The 16,685-nt window shown below is 69.8% G+C and carries 22 protein-coding genes; 15 read left to right on the forward strand and 7 right to left on the reverse strand.

What is annotated here, in order from left to right; translation table 11 throughout:
- The first annotated feature begins 86 nt into the window (after positions 1 to 86).
- From ACFWNN_RS21145 to ACFWNN_RS21155, 3 genes are read left to right on the forward strand one after another with little or no spacing between them, the layout of a single operon-like run.
- Positions 87 to 380, forward strand: coding sequence for a DUF2516 family protein (locus tag ACFWNN_RS21145; RefSeq protein WP_382441787.1), 294 nt, complete (start codon positions 87 to 89; stop codon positions 378 to 380).
- A complete protein-coding gene (locus tag ACFWNN_RS21150) occupies positions 377 to 1,033 on the forward strand; it encodes an alpha/beta fold hydrolase (RefSeq protein ID WP_382441622.1) in 657 nt (218 codons plus the stop codon). The genes ACFWNN_RS21145 and ACFWNN_RS21150 overlap by 4 nt, the downstream gene beginning before the upstream one ends.
- A 9-nt stretch (positions 1,034 to 1,042) precedes the next feature.
- On the forward strand, positions 1,043 to 1,591 hold the full coding sequence (locus ACFWNN_RS21155) for a type 1 glutamine amidotransferase domain-containing protein (RefSeq protein WP_382441623.1): 549 nt from the start codon (positions 1,043 to 1,045) through the stop codon (positions 1,589 to 1,591).
- A 52-nt stretch (positions 1,592 to 1,643) separates the two neighbouring features.
- Here the strand turns inward: ACFWNN_RS21155 and ACFWNN_RS21160 are convergent, their stop codons facing one another.
- Positions 1,644 to 2,405, reverse strand: a complete 762-nt coding sequence (locus ACFWNN_RS21160; protein WP_382441624.1) for a MerR family transcriptional regulator — start codon at positions 2,403 to 2,405, stop codon at positions 1,644 to 1,646.
- A 75-nt stretch (positions 2,406 to 2,480) separates the two neighbouring features.
- Here ACFWNN_RS21160 and ACFWNN_RS21165 point away from each other — a divergent pair, with 75 nt between their 5' ends.
- On the forward strand, positions 2,481 to 3,041 hold the full coding sequence (locus ACFWNN_RS21165; protein ID WP_382441625.1) for a YbaK/EbsC family protein: 561 nt from the start codon (positions 2,481 to 2,483) through the stop codon (positions 3,039 to 3,041).
- On the opposite strand, the gene ACFWNN_RS21170 is transcribed toward ACFWNN_RS21165, so the two are convergent.
- Positions 3,018 to 4,085: an LOG family protein gene (locus ACFWNN_RS21170; protein WP_382441626.1), complete on the reverse strand. Its 1,068-nt coding sequence runs from the start codon at positions 4,083 to 4,085 to the stop codon at positions 3,018 to 3,020. The genes ACFWNN_RS21165 and ACFWNN_RS21170 overlap by 24 nt on opposite strands.
- Before the next feature lie 128 nt (positions 4,086 to 4,213).
- Between ACFWNN_RS21170 and ACFWNN_RS21175 the strand changes: the two genes are divergently transcribed.
- From ACFWNN_RS21175 to ACFWNN_RS21210, 8 genes are all read left to right on the forward strand, one after another.
- Complete coding sequence (locus ACFWNN_RS21175; protein WP_382441627.1) at positions 4,214 to 5,188, forward strand: aminotransferase class III-fold pyridoxal phosphate-dependent enzyme; 975 nt, start codon at positions 4,214 to 4,216, stop codon at positions 5,186 to 5,188.
- 54 nt (positions 5,189 to 5,242) lie between these two features.
- The gene (locus ACFWNN_RS21180; RefSeq protein WP_382441628.1) at positions 5,243 to 5,668 is read left to right on the forward strand and encodes a hypothetical protein; all 426 of its coding nucleotides are present in this window, start codon (positions 5,243 to 5,245) and stop codon (positions 5,666 to 5,668) included.
- Positions 5,665 to 6,072, forward strand: coding sequence for a hypothetical protein (locus ACFWNN_RS21185; RefSeq protein ID WP_382441629.1), 408 nt, complete (start codon positions 5,665 to 5,667; stop codon positions 6,070 to 6,072). Before ACFWNN_RS21180 ends, ACFWNN_RS21185 begins: the two co-directional genes overlap by 4 nt.
- A gap of 82 nt (positions 6,073 to 6,154) precedes the next feature.
- On the forward strand, positions 6,155 to 6,673 hold the full coding sequence (locus tag ACFWNN_RS21190) for a putative T7SS-secreted protein (RefSeq protein WP_382441630.1): 519 nt from the start codon (positions 6,155 to 6,157) through the stop codon (positions 6,671 to 6,673).
- A complete protein-coding gene (locus ACFWNN_RS21195) occupies positions 6,670 to 7,464 on the forward strand; it encodes a hypothetical protein (protein ID WP_382441631.1) in 795 nt (264 codons plus the stop codon). Before ACFWNN_RS21190 ends, ACFWNN_RS21195 begins: the two co-directional genes overlap by 4 nt.
- On the forward strand, positions 7,461 to 8,807 hold the full coding sequence (locus ACFWNN_RS21200) for a hypothetical protein (protein ID WP_382441632.1): 1,347 nt from the start codon (positions 7,461 to 7,463) through the stop codon (positions 8,805 to 8,807). Before ACFWNN_RS21195 ends, ACFWNN_RS21200 begins: the two co-directional genes overlap by 4 nt.
- A gap of 11 nt (positions 8,808 to 8,818) precedes the next feature.
- Positions 8,819 to 9,262, forward strand: coding sequence for a hypothetical protein (locus ACFWNN_RS21205; RefSeq protein ID WP_382441633.1), 444 nt, complete (start codon positions 8,819 to 8,821; stop codon positions 9,260 to 9,262).
- Positions 9,263 to 9,270: 8 nt separating this feature from the next.
- On the forward strand, positions 9,271 to 9,675 hold the full coding sequence (locus tag ACFWNN_RS21210; RefSeq protein WP_382441634.1) for a YbaB/EbfC family nucleoid-associated protein: 405 nt from the start codon (positions 9,271 to 9,273) through the stop codon (positions 9,673 to 9,675).
- Position 9,676: 1 nt separating this feature from the next.
- On the opposite strand, the gene purU is transcribed toward ACFWNN_RS21210, so the two are convergent.
- Genes purU through ACFWNN_RS21230 form a run of 4 tightly spaced genes read right to left on the reverse strand, consistent with a single transcriptional unit; the run spans position 9,677 to position 12,575 of the window.
- On the reverse strand, positions 9,677 to 10,552 hold the full coding sequence (purU, locus tag ACFWNN_RS21215) for a formyltetrahydrofolate deformylase (protein WP_382435331.1): 876 nt from the start codon (positions 10,550 to 10,552) through the stop codon (positions 9,677 to 9,679).
- A gap of 13 nt (positions 10,553 to 10,565) precedes the next feature.
- A complete protein-coding gene (locus ACFWNN_RS21220; protein WP_382441635.1) occupies positions 10,566 to 11,291 on the reverse strand; it encodes a maleylpyruvate isomerase family mycothiol-dependent enzyme in 726 nt (241 codons plus the stop codon).
- A gap of 10 nt (positions 11,292 to 11,301) precedes the next feature.
- Entirely contained in the window at positions 11,302 to 12,108 is an 807-nt protein-coding gene (locus tag ACFWNN_RS21225) for a class I SAM-dependent methyltransferase (protein ID WP_382441636.1), read from the reverse strand.
- Entirely contained in the window at positions 12,087 to 12,575 is a 489-nt protein-coding gene (locus ACFWNN_RS21230; protein WP_382441637.1) for a DUF2505 domain-containing protein, read from the reverse strand. Before ACFWNN_RS21230 ends, ACFWNN_RS21225 begins: the two co-directional genes overlap by 22 nt.
- On the opposite strand from ACFWNN_RS21230, the gene ACFWNN_RS21235 reads away from it, so the two are divergent.
- Positions 12,574 to 13,674 (forward strand): UDP-N-acetylmuramate dehydrogenase, encoded by a 1,101-nt coding sequence (locus ACFWNN_RS21235; RefSeq protein WP_382441638.1) that lies wholly within the window; start codon positions 12,574 to 12,576, stop codon positions 13,672 to 13,674. The genes ACFWNN_RS21230 and ACFWNN_RS21235 overlap by 2 nt on opposite strands.
- Positions 13,675 to 13,750: 76 nt before the next feature.
- Positions 13,751 to 14,764 carry a hypothetical protein gene (locus ACFWNN_RS21240; protein ID WP_382441639.1) on the forward strand — a complete coding sequence of 338 codons (1,014 nt, stop codon included), beginning with the start codon at positions 13,751 to 13,753 and terminating at the stop codon, positions 14,762 to 14,764.
- On the opposite strand, the gene ACFWNN_RS21245 is transcribed toward ACFWNN_RS21240, so the two are convergent.
- Positions 14,718 to 15,449, reverse strand: a complete 732-nt coding sequence (locus ACFWNN_RS21245; RefSeq protein ID WP_382441640.1) for an SDR family NAD(P)-dependent oxidoreductase — start codon at positions 15,447 to 15,449, stop codon at positions 14,718 to 14,720. The genes ACFWNN_RS21240 and ACFWNN_RS21245 overlap by 47 nt on opposite strands.
- A 93-nt stretch (positions 15,450 to 15,542) precedes the next feature.
- Between ACFWNN_RS21245 and ACFWNN_RS21250 the strand changes: the two genes are divergently transcribed.
- Complete coding sequence (locus ACFWNN_RS21250) at positions 15,543 to 16,682, forward strand: Ig-like domain-containing protein (RefSeq protein ID WP_382441641.1); 1,140 nt, start codon at positions 15,543 to 15,545, stop codon at positions 16,680 to 16,682.
- Positions 16,683 to 16,685 lie beyond the last annotated feature (3 nt).

Consider the following 16,685-nt stretch of genomic DNA (forward strand, 5'->3'; position numbering starts at 1 on the left):
AGAGGGGAGCGGTCCTGACAGGGCCGCTCCCCTCTTCTCGTACCGGCACGTAGGCTGGCCCTGTGTTCTACCTGCCGTACATCAGCATCTGGAACCTCGACGGCATCGTGCTGTTCCTCGCCGACGTGGTGTTCAGCATCTTCGGCCTGTTCGCGTTCTTCCACGCGATCAGCCAGCGGCCGGATGCCTACACCGCGATCGAGAAGATGACGAAGCCCGCGTGGCTCGGCATCACCGGCGGCGGGACGGCGGCGTTGCTGCTGTTCGAACCGCGCGGCGCGGGGTCGATCTTCTGGCTCGCCGGCCTGATCGCGGTGCTCGTCTACATGGTGGACGTGCGCCCGCGGCTGATCGAGGTCCAGCGCGGCCCGCGCTGGTGATCACTGCCTCCTACGGCTCCGGCTCGCCGGTCACGCTGGTCGCCCACGGGCTCGGCGCCACCCCCGGCGAGGCGCGCATCCCCGCCTCCGGGCTGCCCGGCACCCGTGTCGTCGTGACGCTGCCGTCGCACGGGACCGCGCCCGACGCGCCCGAGGGCTACTGGGACTACGGCACGATCGCCGCCGACCTGGGCACCGTTTCCGCCTCGCACGCCGTGGGCGTGTCGTTGGGCGCCGGTGCGCTGGTGCGGCTGATGTCTCTTGAGCCCGACCGGTTCTCGCGCGTGGCTCTGCTGCTGCCCGCGGTGCTGGACCAGCCCCGGCCCGCGTTCACGTTGCAGCAGCTGTCGGATCTGACGGTGGGGCCGCCGATCTACGTGGCGGAGCGGCGGGCGGCTTTGAGTCGCCTGGAGGCGGCGGCTGCGCAGTTGCCCGGTCAGGTCGCCGTGGCCGATGCCTCGGCGCTGGCGGCTGTGTCGACGTCGGTGCTGGTCATCGGGGCTGTCGGTGATCCCCTGCACCCCGAGGACGTGGCCAAGTCGACCGCGGCGGCGTTTCCTCGTGGAGACCTGTGGCTGATCGACTCGGCGTCGCCGATGATCACGCACCGGAACGAGATCCGGCACCGGTTGGTCGCGTTCTTCGGCGGGTAGCCGAAATGCATGGCTGAACAGAAGAAGATCGCGTTCCTGGTCGCTTCGGAAGGCATCGAGCAGGTCGAGCTGACCGACCCGTGGGCGCACGTCGAGAAGTCCGGCGGGGTGCCGCGCCTGCTCGCCCCGAAGCTCGGCGAGGTGCGCGGGTTCCACCACCTCACGCCTGCCGACGCGTTCCCCGTCGACACGACGTTCGCCGACGCGAGCGCCTCCGACTACGACGGCGCGGTGATCCCAGGCGGCGTCGCGAACAGCGACTTCCTGCGGATGGAACCCGACGCGGTCGAGCTGGTGAAGGCCCTGGTCGCCGCGGGCAAGCCGATCGCGGCGATCTGCCACGGGCCGTGGTTGCTGGTCGAGTCCGGCGTGGTGCGCGGCAAGATGCTGACCTCGTTCCCGAGCTTGCAGACGGACATCCGCAACGCGGGTGGCGACTGGGCCGACGAAGAGGTCCGGGTGTGCGACATGAACGGGTGGACGCTGGTGACGTCTCGCAACCCCGACGACCTCCCGGCGTTCAACCGCGAGGCGTTGAAGGCGTTCGAGCTGGACTGATCGGTGAAGCTCTTCGGCGGGTGATGCGGGATCTGCAGCTCCCGCATCTTCGCTAGGACAGCCGGGTCTCGGCGTAGTGGGCCATCGCGTCACGCACCCACTCGGCCATGTTGCCGCCGCTCTCGACCTCGAAGTTGACCCGGAACTCGTCCGAGTCGACGTAGAGGTCGCCGAGCCCCTTGTAGGACTCCCGGTTGGGCGTCCAGCTCAGGCAGATCCACCGGTAGTGGCGGTCGATCAGCTCCTGCGTCTCCGCGGCGTCGACTGCCGTGCCCGCGGTGTACAACGCGCCGAGCTTCGCCGCGATGTCCCGCCACTGGGCCATGAAGTCGTCGGCGTCGGCCCGAGTCCAGTCCTTGAGCTTCTGCCTGCTCTCGGCGATGTGCTCCTTGACGCCCTCGCCGTAGCGCTCGACGAGCTCGGCCTCGTGCCGTTCCTGCTTCTTGGCGTCGAAGCCGTCGAACAGCTCTTCCATCTTCACTTCGTCCCCTCCTTCCAGTTCCGCGATCGTTCGCGCGACGGTGCCGGCGAGCCGGTCCAGCCGTTGCTTCTCGTCCTGCAGCCACCGGTGGTGGTTGCGCAGGACGGTCAGCTGGTCCGTGCCGTTCAGCATCTCCGCGACCACGTCGAGGCCCAGGCCGAGGTCGCGCAGCAGCAGGATCTGCTGCAGGCGATGCACCTGTTCCTTCTCGTAGTAGCGGTAACCGTTGTCGCCGATCCAGGCCGGCGGCAGCAGGCCGATCGAGTCGTAGTGCCGCAGTGTCCTGGACGTCACCTTCGACATCCGGGCCACCTGGGCGATCGACCAGGCCATTTCGGTTCCCCCTTCGCGCTCTGAAATCGAAGGTAGAGGTTGACGCAGCGTCAAAGTCAAACAGCATTTGGCAGGATGGGCAGCGTGTGGACCATCGCCGGGTCTCTCGAACCCGTACCTGTGCTTTCCCGTCTCGACCTGGTGCCCGAGCCCGTCGCGGCCGCGCTGAAGAACCTGGACGGCGCCGACCGCGTCGCCGTCGCGGAGATCGACCCCACGCTCGCCGACACCGCAGAGTTCTGCGCGCACTACGGTTCGCCGCTCGAAGCGTCGGCCAACTGCGTGGTCGTGGCCGGAAAGCGCGGCGACGTCGTCCGTTACGCGGCCTGCATGGTGCTCGCGACCATGCGCGCGGACGTGAACGGCGTCATCCGCAAGCGGCTCGACGCGCGCAAGGCGTCGTTCGCGCCGATGGACGAGGCCGTGGCGTTGACGGGCATGGAGTACGGCGGCATCACGCCGGTCGGGGTGCCCGCGGACTGGCCGATCCTGGTCTCGCCCGAGGTGGCCGCCGCCCCCGAGTTGATCGTGGGCAGCGGCATCCGGGGCAGCAAGATCCTGATCCCCGGCGACGTGCTGATGAAGCTCACCGGCGCCGAGGTGGTGCCGGAGCTAGCCCGCGTACTTGGTCAGTAGTGCGATCGCCTCGTCGACGTCGTCGGTGACGAGGATCCACTGCTCGGCCTCCCGGCCCGCCGCGAGCTTCTGCACGAGCGGTGCGGCCGGGACCTCGTCGGTCCAGAAGTCGCGGCCCAGGAAGATCATGGGCGCGGCCGGGCCGACGCTGCCGTAGTAGTTCTGCGTGAAGTCCTGGAAGACCTCCTGGACCGTGCCCGCCTTGCCCGGCGTGTAGACGATGCCGCCGGTCGCGACGGTCAGCAGGCCCTCCTCGCGGACCGAGTTCGCGAAGTACTTGGCGTGCAGCTCGCAGGCCGGGTTGGGCGGCTCGTGGCCGTAGAACCAGGTCGGGATGCCGATCGTGCGCGGCTTGTCGAAGCTGCGGATCTCCGGGAACGCGGCGAGCCAGCGGCCGATCGACTCGTCGTCGTGGCCGAACGACGGGGCCTTGGCCAGCGCGTCCAGGACGTCGGAGTCCGCGGAACCCAGGCGCACGCCCAGTGGCACCGCTTCCATGGCGCCCGGTCCGCCGCCGGTCAGGACGGTGAAGCCGGCGTTGCCGAGTGCCGCGCCGAGCGTGACGGCGTTGCGGTAGCCCTCGGAGCCGCGGGCCAGCGCGTGGCCGCCCATGACGGCGACCGGCGAGCCCGTCAGCGTCTCGTCGAGGGCCTCGGTGATCGAGTGGTCGTGCAGGCGTTCGGCCAGCGCGTGCAACGGGTCGGGGTGGTGGCCCTGCTGCTTGCTGTGCTTGTAGATGACCGCGTCGGGGGTGTCGGCGTAGGACTTCGGGTCGGCCGGGTCGAAGCCCGCGAACAGCTCCGCGGGCGTGTAGAGGGCGGAGCGGTACACGTCGTAGGGCAGGTCGGGGATGACCGGGAAGATCAACGCTCCCGCGGCCTCCGCCCTGCGCTGCATGGTCTCGCTGAGGGTGCACCCGAGCAGCAGGGCACCGTCCATCGGCACCCGCACGTCCTCGCGATGCAGGTCCAGCCCGATGATGACGGCTTTGCGCAGGTCAGGGGCGGCCCGCAGCTGGTCGAGGTCGGTGATTTCGATCCGCACGGGAAAAAGCCTATGCCTCGTGCGAACCAACTGGGCTCGGGATCCGAATCTCTTGGTGGGAACTCAGGTTCGCTCGCCATCCCCGACGAGCGGCCGCGGGCCGCGCTGCCCAGGAGAGGTTCCCCGAAATGGCTACCGAACAGCTGACCGGCTGCGCCGCGAGAGGCGCCCGAGTGGTAGATCCCCACCGAGTCGAGTACCTGGACTGCGGCGGGTACGGAGTCCCCCTGCTAGGCCACGCCCACCCGGCCGTGGTGCAGGCCGTGGTCGGCCAGGTGCGCAGGCCGTCCCTGCTGGACCGCCTGATGCTCGACCTGGTCACTCCCAACGGACTCGACCACATCCACACTTTTCCCTCGGCGTCCGAGGCCGCCCAGTTCGCCGTCGCCCTCGCCCAGGCCAACGGCCGCCCACGTGTCCTGACCACGGGCGAGGTCCCGTACGGAGGCATCGACTCGCTGCGCGCCGTCCTCGCCTCCGGCCCACCGGCCTGCGTGCTCGTGGAACCGGTCCGCGGCGTCGCGCCACCGCCCACCGGCTACCTGAGCAACGTCGCCGAGGCGTGCCGCGAGGCGGGCGCGCTGCTCGTCGTGGACGAGACCCGCTCCGGCCTGGGCCGCCTCGGCGTGTGGTGGGGCGTCGACCTGGACGGCGTGACCCCGGACATCATGCTGGTCGGCGAGGGCCTGTCCGGCGGCGTGCTGCCGATCGCCGCCGTCGTCGCCTCGGCCGCCGTCGAGGTGCCGCTGTGGCGGGGCCACGACGCCGTCTCCCCTCTCGCCTCGGCCGCCGTCAACGCCTGCCTGCGCGTCACCGCCTCCGAAGGCCTCGTCGAACGAGCCAAGCTGCTCGGCGACGAACTGCTGTACGGCCTGCGCGCGGTCACCGCCGGCAAGGCCCACGCGACCGGCCGCGGCCTGCTGCTCGGCGTCGAACTGCCGGACCAGCGCGCCGCCGACGTCTTCACCGGCGAACTGCTGCGCTCCCGCGTGCTGGCCGACTTCCGCGGCCGCACGGTCAGCTTCACCCCGCCCGCCGTCATGTCGGCCGCGGACGCCGGCTGGCTGGTCGAGGCGGTGGGCATGGCGGCCAACAAGATCTGAGTTCGCCGGGCACCCGCCGCGCACCCCTGCCAAGATCCACGGCGGGGGTGCGCGATGCTCAGACTTCTACCGGTTCTCCTGCTGCTCACCGGGTGCGGCGTGCTCGAGAACTTCAACGCGGACGTCAACGCCGTCGGCAAGCAGATCGTGGCCGACTGGAAACAACGACCGGACGTCGCCGCGGCCCAGTTCGAGTACCGGCACGGCCTCGACCTCGGCGAGAGCATGAGGGTCGAGGTCCTGGTGCACGCGGACAAGATCACCGCCACCACCGTCGACGACCTGGTCGAGATCGCGCGGCGCGACTACTGGCGCGGCACCTCGAGTGACGTGGGGGTCGGCTACCTCGTCTACTCCACCGACGACCCGCCCTACGCCGACAAGCCGGGAGAAGCCGAGCCCATCGGCCAGGGCGACATCGAGTTCGACGGCGACCTGACGGCCAGCTACGGCCCCCGGCCGACGCGGCCGAGCAAGTGAAGCGCCTCGCGCTCTTGGCGCCGTTGCTGCTCATCACCGCGTGCGGCACGTCCGACGACACGGTCGAGGATCTCGCCGACCGCATCGAGTCCGACCTGAAGGCGCACGATGGCGTTTCCGCGGTCGAGGTGGAATACACGACCGGCATGGACTACCGGCAGTACCTCAGCGTGACAGCGACCGCGGCGGATCGCGCGAAGGCCGACGAGGCCATGGAGATCATCCGGCGCGACTACTGGACGGGCACCGGCCGCCGGGTCGACTTCCGCGTCCGGCTTCGGTCTGACTCCGGCGGCGAGCTGCTGACCAGCGACGACGTCAAGTTCAAGCTCGGCGACGTCGTCGAGATGGAACGCCGGTACGGGCCGCGGTCGGAGGCCGGCGAACTCGAACCCGGCCGATGAGTAGTTCCGCTCATCTTCTCCGGTTCGGTGGGCGGGGCCTCTCTCTGTTGTGCTTTGCTCACTCCGAGTGAACGGGGTGGGCATGTACGGCAATCCGGACGAGCTGGACCGCATCGCGGGCGAGATCGAGAAGCGCGCCGAGTCGGTCCGCACGCGCGGCACCGAGATGAACGACGCGGCGCGCAGGATGCAGTGGCAGTCGATCGCGGCCGAGCGGTGCCGCGACACGGTCGAGGGGGACAAGCGCCAGCTGTTCAAGGCCGCGGACGGCCTCGACGGCGCCGCCGCCGTGCTGCGGCAGCACGCCCAGGAGGTCCGCGAGATGATCGCCGCGATCAAACGCATCGCGGAGGCCGTCACCGGCTGGTTCAAGAGCGCGATCGACACGTTCAACCGCGCCGTCGACGCGTTCAACAACGCCGTGAAGGACATCGCGAACGGCGTGGCCGACGCGCTCGGTTTCGGTGGCGGGCAGGCACCTCAGCCGCCGCAGGCGCCGTGGACCGGCTGGAAGTGGGGCCCGGAGAACCTGCCGCCGCACGGCGACAAGGCCTGGCTGGAAGTCGGCGAGTTCATGCGCGGCCAGGGAGTGCCCGCGTGACCCCGGCACCGCACCGGCTGGTGCTGTCCGCCGGAGAATTCGCTTACCTGGTCGAGAAGACCGGCGTCGACCTGCCGCCGGACTGGAGGCCGGCGGACGTCCACATCGGACCGGCCGAGGCGGAGCTCACCAAGAAGCGCGTCGTGACCGGCGTCGGCGACGAGGCCGAGGTCCACCCGTCGGTGGAGCGCAACCTCCAGATCCTCGCCAGGCCAACGGTTCTGCTCGACACCGTCGCGTCCATCGGCGCCAAGGCCTCGCACAGCGTGCACGCGGTCAACGGACCGTTGGGCGCCTCGCTCTTCGAGTTGGGCGACGGCGCGGTGGAGCTGTCCATGTTCGCGTCGGTCGACCTGGGCAAGGAACTCATCCGCGCGGTGCCGCAGCCAGAAGCAGTGGTGAGCCTCGAAGCACGACTCGGCCGCGTCCAGGACGCCGAACCCCTGCGCGGCCGCCTGCCGTTGGTGGCGTTGCAGGAGATGGGCGCCGCCAGGCTCTTCCGCGCCGCCGATCCGGACGGGCCCGCGGCCGTGGTGGACGCGCTGAGCCTGTCCGGCGACGAGGCCTCGCTGGCACGCGACGTGGCCGGTCAGACCGACGGAGCGTTGCGCTGCCTGGTCGTCTGGAACGGCGGAACCTCCCAGGTCAACTGGGTGCACACGGCAGGCGGCTGGAGCGGCCTCGACCCCGAGCCGGACGGCTCGGACCGCCGCATGGTGCGGATCGAACCGGCGCAACGCGAAGACCTGGGCACCTGGGTGGCCCCCGCCGTGGCAGGAGCGCTGGCATGACCGTCTCGAACATCGGCGTCAGCGGCGGCGCGGGCGGCATCACCGCCAAGTACGACGACCTGGCTGCCCTCGGCGACCTCACCGGTGACGTCGCCGGCGATACCCTCAAGACCGCCGTCGCGGGCCACAAGTTCCTCGCCGAGCCCGACGTGCTCGCCTCGTCGCTGCTCAACCCCGGCGGCGTGGTCAAGTTCGAGGCGGCGATGGCCGTCGCACTCGACGGCCCGAACGGCCTCACCGCCACCTCGGCCGGCATCGGCCTGCGCGGCGAGGCGCTCAAGGCCACCCGGATCGCCTATGAGATGGCCGACGAGCTGGCCGCCAAGGGCCTGGACGCCAGCCGCTGGTTCGCGGGCCTCGCGGTGGCCACCAATCCGGTCGGTGCAGCGCTGGTCGGCGGCGGTGCGATCGCCACCGACGTCTACCTGAACTACGACGGCGACTGGCAGAAGTGGCTGGTCGACCATCCGGGCATGGTCGACACGCTGGTCGGCATGTCGCCCGGCATGCTCAGCGCCTTGGGCATCCCGGTCGACCTCGCCACCAACCTGGATCTGCTGGCCGCGACCTACCCGGACAGCGACGCGGTCGTGACGGACTCGCGGACCACGAACCCGGACGCGCCCGGCAACCTGGGCGACCTCCTCGACGGTCTGGCACGACGCAACAGCTCCGACAAGTTCGAGAGCGACCAGAACCCGGATCCAGCCAACCTGGATGTCCAGATCATCAGGGACGCGAACGGCAAGGTGACTGGCTACGTGGTGGACATCCCGGGCACCAAGGAGTGGAACGCGCCCTTCACGACGAAGGGTGCCAACGACCTCGGCACCAACGTCGACGCCATGGCGGGCAACAACACCGTGCTGCAGAAGGGGATCGAGGAGGCGTTGCGCCGAGCGGGGGCCCAGGACACCGGCGCGCCCGTGATGCTGGTCGGCCACAGCCAAGGTGGCATCGTGGCCGCGCAGGCGACCACGGACCTCGTCTCCAACGGGTACAACGTGACTCACGTGCTCACCGCCGGCTCTCCGGTAGGGCGGATCGAGGTTCCGGGGGCTGTGCAGGTGCTGTCCCTGGAGAACCGCAACGACATCGTCCCCCACCTCGACGCCTCCGGGAATCCGGACAGCCCGAACCGCACCACCGTGGAGTTCGACAACCAGCAGAACACCGTCGGTGGGAATCATCAGATCCAGGAGAACTACACGGACGCGGCCCGGGAACTGGACCGCGGATCGGATCCGTCCGTGCAGAGGTACAAGGACGGCCTTGGGGCGTTCACCGGCGGGAGTTCGTCCGAGATGCGCACTTACCGAGTTGACCGTGAAGGTGGGAAATGAGAATTCGCCACGTGCTGGCGACGTTGTTCGCGCTCGCTCTGCTGACGAGTTGCGGAGAGGGCAAGGAGTCCTTCACATTCCTCAAGGACGACGACGACCTGGGCAAGAAGATCGAGGCCGAGTGGCGGGCGGTGCCAGGTGTCGCTGAGGCCCGGTACGAGTACACGCACTCGATTGACAGCTCCGGAATCGGTCTGAATGCCGCCTTGAAGCCGGAGACCGCGTCTGAAGAACTGGTCCAGGAACTGGTCGAGATCGCGAAGAAGAACTACTGGCAAAGCACCACGACCGTCGCGCTCGCAGCAGGGATCGTGAAGGGCGAAGTGATTCCGCCGAAGCCGGTGACGGACAAGTCGATCATCCTTTTCGACGGTCCCATCAAGATTGACAAGTACGACGAAGCGCAAGTGGCTGAGCTGAACCAGAAGTACGGCCCTCGTCCCACCAAGAAATGAGCACCGCGATGACTCCCGACGAATGGCTCGCCGACTTCGAGGCCAAGACCGCCGAACTGCAGCGCAACGCCACCGCGTTCCGCCGCAACCTCGAATCCGCCGGCACGACCGTGACGAGCGAGGACAAGTCCCTGACCGTCACGGTCGCGGCGAACGGCGCCCTCCTCGACCTCGAGATCGAGGGCAACGCCGAGCTGGCCACGAAGGTCCTCGCACTGGTCCGCTCCGCCAGGGAACAGGCCGCGACGAACGTGCTCGGCGAGTTCCGCCAGGTCGTCGGGGGTCACGCGAACGAGCTGGACACCGACGTCCAGGTCCCGCAACCCCAGCAACCCCCGCTGCCGCAGCAGAAGGCCCAGCGCGAGGACGAGGACTTCGCCGAGAAGTCCGTCTACCGCAAGGAGAGCTGGTAGCTCAGAAGATCACCGTCTGGTTGCCGTGCACCAGCACGCGGTCCTCCAGGTGCCACCGCAACCCGCGCGCCAGCACCACCTTCTCGATGTCACGGCCCTTGCGCACCATGTCCGCCACGGAGTCGCCGTGGTGCACGCGCATCACGTCCTGCTCGATGATCGGCCCCGCGTCGAGGTCCGCCGTCACGTAGTGGCAGGTGGCGCCCACGAGCTTCACGCCCCGCCGGTGCGCCTGGTGGTACGGGCGCGCGCCGATGAACGACGGCAGGAAGCTGTGGTGGATGTTGATGGTCTTTCCGCTCCAGGCCGCGCACAGCTCCGGCGGCAGGATCTGCATGAAGCGGGCCAGGACGACGGCGTGCGGGTCGTGCTTCTCCACCAGCAGGCGGAGTTGGGCGAACGCCGCCTGCTTGCCCTCGGGGTCGTTGACCGGGAACGGCACGTGGTGGAACGGGATGCCGTGCGCGCGCGTGATGTCGCCGAGCTCCGGGTGGTTGCCGATGACAGCCGACACCTCGACGTCGAGCTCGCCGGTGGCCACGCGGGCCAGCAGGTCGTAGAGGCAGTGGCCCTCCTTCGACACCAGGATCACCACGCGCTTGCGGGAGCCCGTGTCGGTGACCGTCCACGTCGACTGCGCGCCGAGGGACGCGGCCACGTCGGCGAAGCGCGCACGCAGGTCGTCCACGCCGAACGGCAGGGAGTCCGCGCGGACCTCCTGGCGCGTGAAGAACCAGCCCGTCTCCGGGTCAGTGTGGTACGCGGCCTCGACGATCCAGCCGCCGTTCTCCGCGAGGAACGACGAGATCCTCGCGATGATGCCGGTGCGGTCCGGGCAGCCGAAGGTGATCACATAGCGACGCTCAGGCGATGACACGCCGCAGAAGTATTCACGGCCTGGGCAGCGCCGCCAACAGGGACTCGTCTCCGGTCACGATCGCGTGGCTCGGACGGCCCCACAGGGCGCGGTAGAGCGCGTCCGCGGTGCCCGCCAGCGTCACGTCGGCGTCGACGGCGGAGTCGAGCACGCCCGTCACGACCGGCTGCTCACCGGCGGCGAGGAAGACCTCCCACGTGCGGCCCGCGTCGGCCGCGTGCACGACCAGGCGGCCGGTCGCCGTGATCTCGCGGCCCAGCACCAGCTGGCGGGGGACCATCACCGTCAGCATCTCGTCGACGCCGTCCGCGGCGAACTCCGAGTCGAACAGCAGCACCGGCACGTCGAGACCGGTCGCCAGTTCCGCGTCCAGCCGGTGGATCGACGTCTCGTGCGCCTGCCTGCGCGCCCAGAAGTCCGCGCGCGACGGGCCGTGGAACGTCCACGCGGGACGGTCGCCGGGCGTCGACCGCAACCGGTCCAGCAGCACGGAAAGCGCGTTCTCCCACCACGTCAGCGCCTCGTCCCACCCCTCGGGCGCGTGCGGCCACTTCGGCCTGCGCTCGTCGGGTGCGGTCACGAGCGCCTGCCCGGCCCACGTGTGCACCTCCGCCTGGTGGCGCACGAGGTCCAGCACAGTCCACTCAGGACACGACGGGACGGGTGCGTCCGGACCGGCCTTCAGGGCGGCCGACCGCATCGAAGAAGCCTGGCTCTCGATCTGCGCGACGAAGTCCACGCGATCCACCCTAGGGCGCGACGGCGGCCCATTCGAGCGTGATTTCGCCGAGCCGCCAGCGCCGGCGGTCGTCCAGCACGGGCCAGCCGCGTTCCACGAGCAGCCGCGCCGACTCCACCCACCGTGCCCGAGGCCCGAACGGCGCGAACGGGGCCGCCGTCGCCCAGCAGGCGTCCAGCTCGGCCAGCAGGGCGTGCACGCGCTCACCCGGCACGTTCTTGTGGATCAACGCCTTGGGCAGCCGCTCGGCCACGTCCGACGGCACCTCGATGCCCGACGGCTTCACCGCGAGCGTGAACGTCTGCGGCCCCTCGGCGTTCAACGTCACCCAGGTGCACCGGCGGCCGATCTCGTCGCACGTGCCCTCGACGACCAGCCCGCCGGGAGCCATCCGGCCGAGCATCGTGTCCCACGCCTCGAACGCCTGCTCCTCGGTGTACTGGCGCAGCACGTTGAACGCGCGCAGCAGCACCGGTCGTGCCCCGGCCAGCTCGAACCCGCCGCGCCGGAAGTCGAGCAGCGGCGGGGAGGCCACCGCCTTGCCCGCGTCGACCCGGTCCTGGTCGATCTCCAGCCCGAGCACGCGCACGTCGGGGCGGACGACCCGCAGCCGTGCGGCCATCTCGACGGTGGTGATGGGCGTGGCCCCGTACCCGAGATCGACCACCAGCGGGTCGGCCGCGTCGGTCAGGAAGCCCGCGAGCGTGCCGGCCATCCACCGGTCGACCCGGCGCAGGCGGTTCGGGTTGGTCGTGCCGCGCGTGGGCAGGCCGAGCGCGCGGGCCCGGCCCGCCGCTAGCCGCGGTTTGCGAGCCATTCGGACGTGAACTCGCTCTCCTTGTCGAGCAGCACGGCGACCTGCTCCGCGATCAGCTTCTCGATCTTGCCGCCGAGGAACGGGATGCTGACCTTGACCTCCCCCGAGAGGGTGAGCTTCGAGCCCGATCCGTTGCCCAGAACGGTGAACGAGCCTTCGAGCCGGCCGGGCACGCCGTTGACCAGCACCTCGACCGTGCCGGCGCCCGCCGCCCACGTCTCCGTGCGGTTGATCACGAGGTCGCCGCCGAGCGCCGCCTTGATCGCCGACGGCACGTGCTCCGCGGGCACACCCTGCTTGAGCTGGTACGACGTCCGCTCGTCGGTCTGGTCGAACGTCACCAGGACGGATCCGGGGCCACCGATCGCGGCCAGCCGGTCCCGCAGAAAGGTCTCGTCGGTCAACGCGCCGAAGACCTTCTCCGCCGAATGGGGTGACGTGGTGTGGTGCTCGATGCGGCGTGCCATGTCGCGGAGGCTACCGTTGACGTCTGTGACCACCACGCAGTCCGTACCTCTGGCCGAGCGCACCACGCTCCGACTCGGTGGCCCGGCCGCGCGGTTCGTCCACGCCACGACCGCCGCTGAGCTGGTCGAAGCCGTGCGAACAGCCGACGCCGCCGCCGACGAGAAGGTCCTCGTGCTGGGCGGCGGGTCCAACCTCGTGATCTCGGACGGCGGGTTCGACGGCACGGTCGTGCACGTCGCCACCAAGGGCTTCCGGCTCGACCCGCTGGGCGGCGGCATCGTCCAGTTCACCGTCGAGGCGGGCGAGGAGTGGGACGCCGTCGTCGCCGAGGCGGTCGCGCAGGGCCTCGGCGGGCTCGAGTGCCTGTCCGGCATCCCGGGTCTGAACGGCGCCACGCCCGTGCAGAACGTCGGCGCGTACGGCGTCGAGATCTCCCAGGTGCTCCAGTCGGTGGATCTGCTCGACCGCCGCAGCGGCAAGGTGCACCAGGTGCCCGCCGCCAAGCTGGGCCTCGCCTACCGCACCAGCACGCTCAAGAACACCGACAACGCAGTCGTGCTGCGCACCCGGTTCACGCTGACCTCGGGCGGCATGTCCGCGCCGATCCGCTACGGCGAGCTGGCGCGCGTTCTCGGGGTGGCACAAGGGGAACGCGTTCCCGCCGACGCGGCCCGCAAGGCCGTGCTGGAGCTGCGCCGCGGCAAGGGCATGGTGCTCGACGCCACCGACCACGACACGTGGAGCGCCGGCTCGTTCTTCACCAACCCGATCATCGACGACGCGACGTTCAGCGGCGTGCTGATCCGCATCGCCGAACGCCTCGGCGCGGACGTCGACGTGCCGAGCTACCCGGCGGGCCACGGCCAGAAGAAGCTCTCGGCCGCGTGGCTGATCGAACGGGCCGGGTTCCGCAAGGGACACCAGGGCCCGGGCGGCCGGGTCTCGTTGTCCGGCAAGCACACGCTGGCCCTGACGAACCGCGGCGGCGCCTCCACCGAGGACCTGCTCGACCTCGCCCGCGAGGTGCGCGACGGCGTGCGTTCGGCCTTTGGAGTGGAACTGCACCCGGAACCCGTTTTCGTAGGCGTTCAGCTCTAGCGGCGTTCGGGTGACTCCGTGTGACGAACCGCTACCTGGCGTGTTTCATGGAGTCACAAGGGGACGGAGGTTGCCGATGAGCTACCTCGACGACAGCGCGCGCGAGGTCATCAGGCCGATCAAGCGCATGGTCGAAGACGAGTTCCTGGCCCGGCCGGGCGTCATCGGCGTGGACATCGGCGAGAAGGTCACGGCCGGTCGCCCGACCGGCAAGGCCGCGATCGTCGTCTACGTGTGCGCCAAGGGCCCCGACCAGCCGCAGCAGATCCCGGTCGAGGTCGGCGGGGTGCCGACCGACGTCGTGGCCGAGTCGATCGTGCTGCACCGCGCCAGGATCATCCGCTCCGAGGACGAGCAACCCGTTGCGGCGGAACGGCATCAGGTGCTGCGCGGCGGCATCGGCATCGGGCCCGCTCGGTCGTTCCGGGTCGTGCCGCCGGAGGTGCCGAGGGCCGGTGAGTTCGTGATCGCCGGCACGCTCGGCGCGTTCGCGGTCACCCGCGACGAGGCGCGGAAGGTGCTGGGGCTCACCACGTTCCACGTCGGCTGCGTCGACGACTCGTGGTCGGTGGGCGACGAGTTCGTGCACCCGTCCAGAGTGGACGGTGGCGTGCCGGGCGAGGACCAGGTCGCCGTGCTGGACCGGGCCGCGCTGGCGGGCGCCGTGTGCGCGGCGGGCCTGTGGACGGGCACCCGGCCGTTCCGCGCGGAGGTGCTGGACATCGGCGCGATCACGGGCAGCGCCAGGGCGAGCATCGGCTCGACCGTCCGCAAACGCGGCCGCACCACCGGACTCACCTACGGCGTGATCGAGTCGACGGACTCCACGCTGCGGCTCGACTTCGGCGACGGCATCGGCGTGCGGACCCTGCGCGACCAGATCCGGGTGCACTCGGCTGAGCTCTTCGGCGACCACGGCGACTCAGGTGCCGTCCTGGTCGACGCCGACAACCGGGTCGTCGGCCTGTACATCGCCGGATCGGGCTCGACGGGCTTCGCGAACCCCATCGAGCCCGTCCTGCGTCAGTTGGACGTGGAGTTGCTCACTCGCGGTGTGCCCGAGTCGCGGAGGCCTGGGCCCGCGGCTTGAGCACGATCGTGTCGAGGTTCACGTGCGACGGCCGGGTGACCGCGAACGAGATGACGTCCGCCACGTCGTCCGCGACCAGCGGCGTGATGCCCTGGTAGACCTTGGCCGCGCGCTCGGTGTCGCCGCCGAACCGGTTGGCGGAGAAGTCCGTCTCGACCATGCCCGGCTGGATCTCGGTGATCCGCACCGGCTGCCCGAGCAGTTCGCCGCGCAACGTCCGGTGCAACGCCGACTGGGCGTGCTTGGCGCTCGTGTAGCCCGAGCCGTTGTCGTAGGCCTCGTACGCCGCGATGGACGTCACAGACACGATGTGCCCGTCCCCGGACGCGATCAGCTTCGGGATGAAAGCCCTGGTCACGAGCAGGGTGCCGAGGACGTTCGCCTCCCACATCCAGCGCCACTCGTCGGCACTGCCCTCGGCCACGGTGGAGAGCCCGCGAGCGCCGCCCGCGTTGTTCACCAGCACGTTCGCCACGGGCACCTGGTCCGCGAAGGCAGCGACGGACGTCTCGTCGGTCACGTCGAGCTCGAGGGCCGTCCCCTCGATCTCCTTCGCGATAACGTGGAGGAGGTCAAGGCGCCGTGCACCCAGCACGACGTGGAAACCCTCGGCGGCCAACCGCCGCGCGGTGGCTTCGCCGATTCCCGCGCTGGCTCCGGTCACAACTGCGACAGGTCGATTCACGACTTCGATCGTAAGCTGCCGGAGCGGGTGTGACCGACGTCACTCACACCCCGCCGGGGTTCTGGACGTCCACCATGGTGGGAGGTCGAAACCGTGAAGAGAACGCTTGTCGCGCTGGTCGCTGGACTGACGCTGCTGACCGGTTGCTCAAGTGTCGAGGCAGGCACACCCAAGGCGGACAGCTCGCTGCCGTCCGCGAAGGTGACCCTGTCCCCGGTCGACGGAACCAAGGACGTGCAGGTCACGACCCCGGTCCAGGTCACCGTGGTGGACGGCAAGATCGAGTCCGTCGCACTGAAGTCGCCCGAGGGCGCCGACGTCAAGGGCACCCTCACCGAGGACAAGTCGGGCTGGACGACGGCCGAGCCGCTGGGCTACGGCAAGACGTACAGCTTCACCGGCAAGGCCGTGGGGTCCGACGGCAAGCCCGTCGAGCTCAAGGGCTCGTTCACCACCGTCGCGCCCGGCTCGCAGACCCGCGCGACGCTCTGGCCGAGCGACAACCAGACCGTGGGCGTCGCGGCGCCGATCATGGTCAAGTTCGAGGCTCCGGTCGAGGACAAGGCGACCGTCGAGAAGGCGCTGAAGGTCACCAACTCGGCGAACGTGCAGGGCTCGTGGGCGTGGCTGAACGCCCAGGAGGTGCACTACCGGCCGGAGAAGTACTGGCCCGCCAACACCACGGTGAAGGTCGAGGCCAAGCTCTACGGCGTCAACTACGGCGGCGGCGCGTTCGGCAAGGCCGACGTGACCAGCGACTTCACCATCGGCCGCAACCAGGTCGTGAAGATCGACAACCCGACGCACCGGCTCAAGGTGTTCCGCGACGGCCAGCAGACGGCCGACTACCCGGCCTCGTTCGGCAAGGACGCGGACCCCGAGCTCACGACGCCGAACGGCACGTTCGTGGTCATGTCGAAGAACGACACCTTCTCGTTCGACAACCCGCGCTACGGCTACACCAACGTCGTGAAGAAGTGGGCCGTCCGGTTCTCGAACCACGGCGAGTTCATCCACGAGAACAACGACAACGCGGCCAACATCGGCAGCAACAACACCTCGCACGGCTGCGCGAACCTGCTCGAGGCCGACGCGAAGGCGTACTACGACTCGGCGCTGGTCGGTGACCCGGTCGAGGTGACCGGCTCGATCACCACGCTCCCGGCCCAGTTCGACTGGTACGACTGGCAGCTGTCCTGGGACCAGTGGAAGGGCAAGTCCGCCATCAAGTAGCAC

The sequence above is a fragment of the Lentzea sp. NPDC058450 genome (genome assembly GCF_042721395.1).
GTDB lineage: Bacteria > Actinomycetota > Actinomycetes > Mycobacteriales > Pseudonocardiaceae > Lentzea.

Bases quoted from the DNA above. Each gene is read 5' to 3' on its own strand.
- ACFWNN_RS21235 (WP_382441638.1), top strand. From the start codon at position 12,574: ATGTCGCGGAGGCTACCGTTGACGTCTGTGACCACCACGCAGTCCGTA.
- ACFWNN_RS21200 (WP_382441632.1), top strand. From the start codon at position 7,461: ATGACCGTCTCGAACATCGGCGTCAGCGGCGGCGCGGGCGGCATCACC.
- ACFWNN_RS21240 (WP_382441639.1), top strand. From the start codon at position 13,751: ATGAGCTACCTCGACGACAGCGCGCGCGAGGTCATCAGGCCGATCAAG.
- ACFWNN_RS21155 (WP_382441623.1), top strand. From the start codon at position 1,043: ATGGCTGAACAGAAGAAGATCGCGTTCCTGGTCGCTTCGGAAGGCATC.
- ACFWNN_RS21225 (WP_382441636.1), bottom strand. From the start codon at position 12,108: ATGGCTCGCAAACCGCGGCTAGCGGCGGGCCGGGCCCGCGCGCTCGGC.
- ACFWNN_RS21160 (WP_382441624.1), bottom strand. From the start codon at position 2,405: ATGGCCTGGTCGATCGCCCAGGTGGCCCGGATGTCGAAGGTGACGTCC.
- ACFWNN_RS21175 (WP_382441627.1), top strand. From the start codon at position 4,214: ATGGCTACCGAACAGCTGACCGGCTGCGCCGCGAGAGGCGCCCGAGTG.
- ACFWNN_RS21210 (WP_382441634.1), top strand. From the start codon at position 9,271: ATGACTCCCGACGAATGGCTCGCCGACTTCGAGGCCAAGACCGCCGAA.
- ACFWNN_RS21230 (WP_382441637.1), bottom strand. From the start codon at position 12,575: ATGGCACGCCGCATCGAGCACCACACCACGTCACCCCATTCGGCGGAG.
- ACFWNN_RS21180 (WP_382441628.1), top strand. From the start codon at position 5,243: ATGCTCAGACTTCTACCGGTTCTCCTGCTGCTCACCGGGTGCGGCGTG.
- ACFWNN_RS21165 (WP_382441625.1), top strand. From the start codon at position 2,481: ATGGGCAGCGTGTGGACCATCGCCGGGTCTCTCGAACCCGTACCTGTG.
- ACFWNN_RS21190 (WP_382441630.1), top strand. From the start codon at position 6,155: ATGTACGGCAATCCGGACGAGCTGGACCGCATCGCGGGCGAGATCGAG.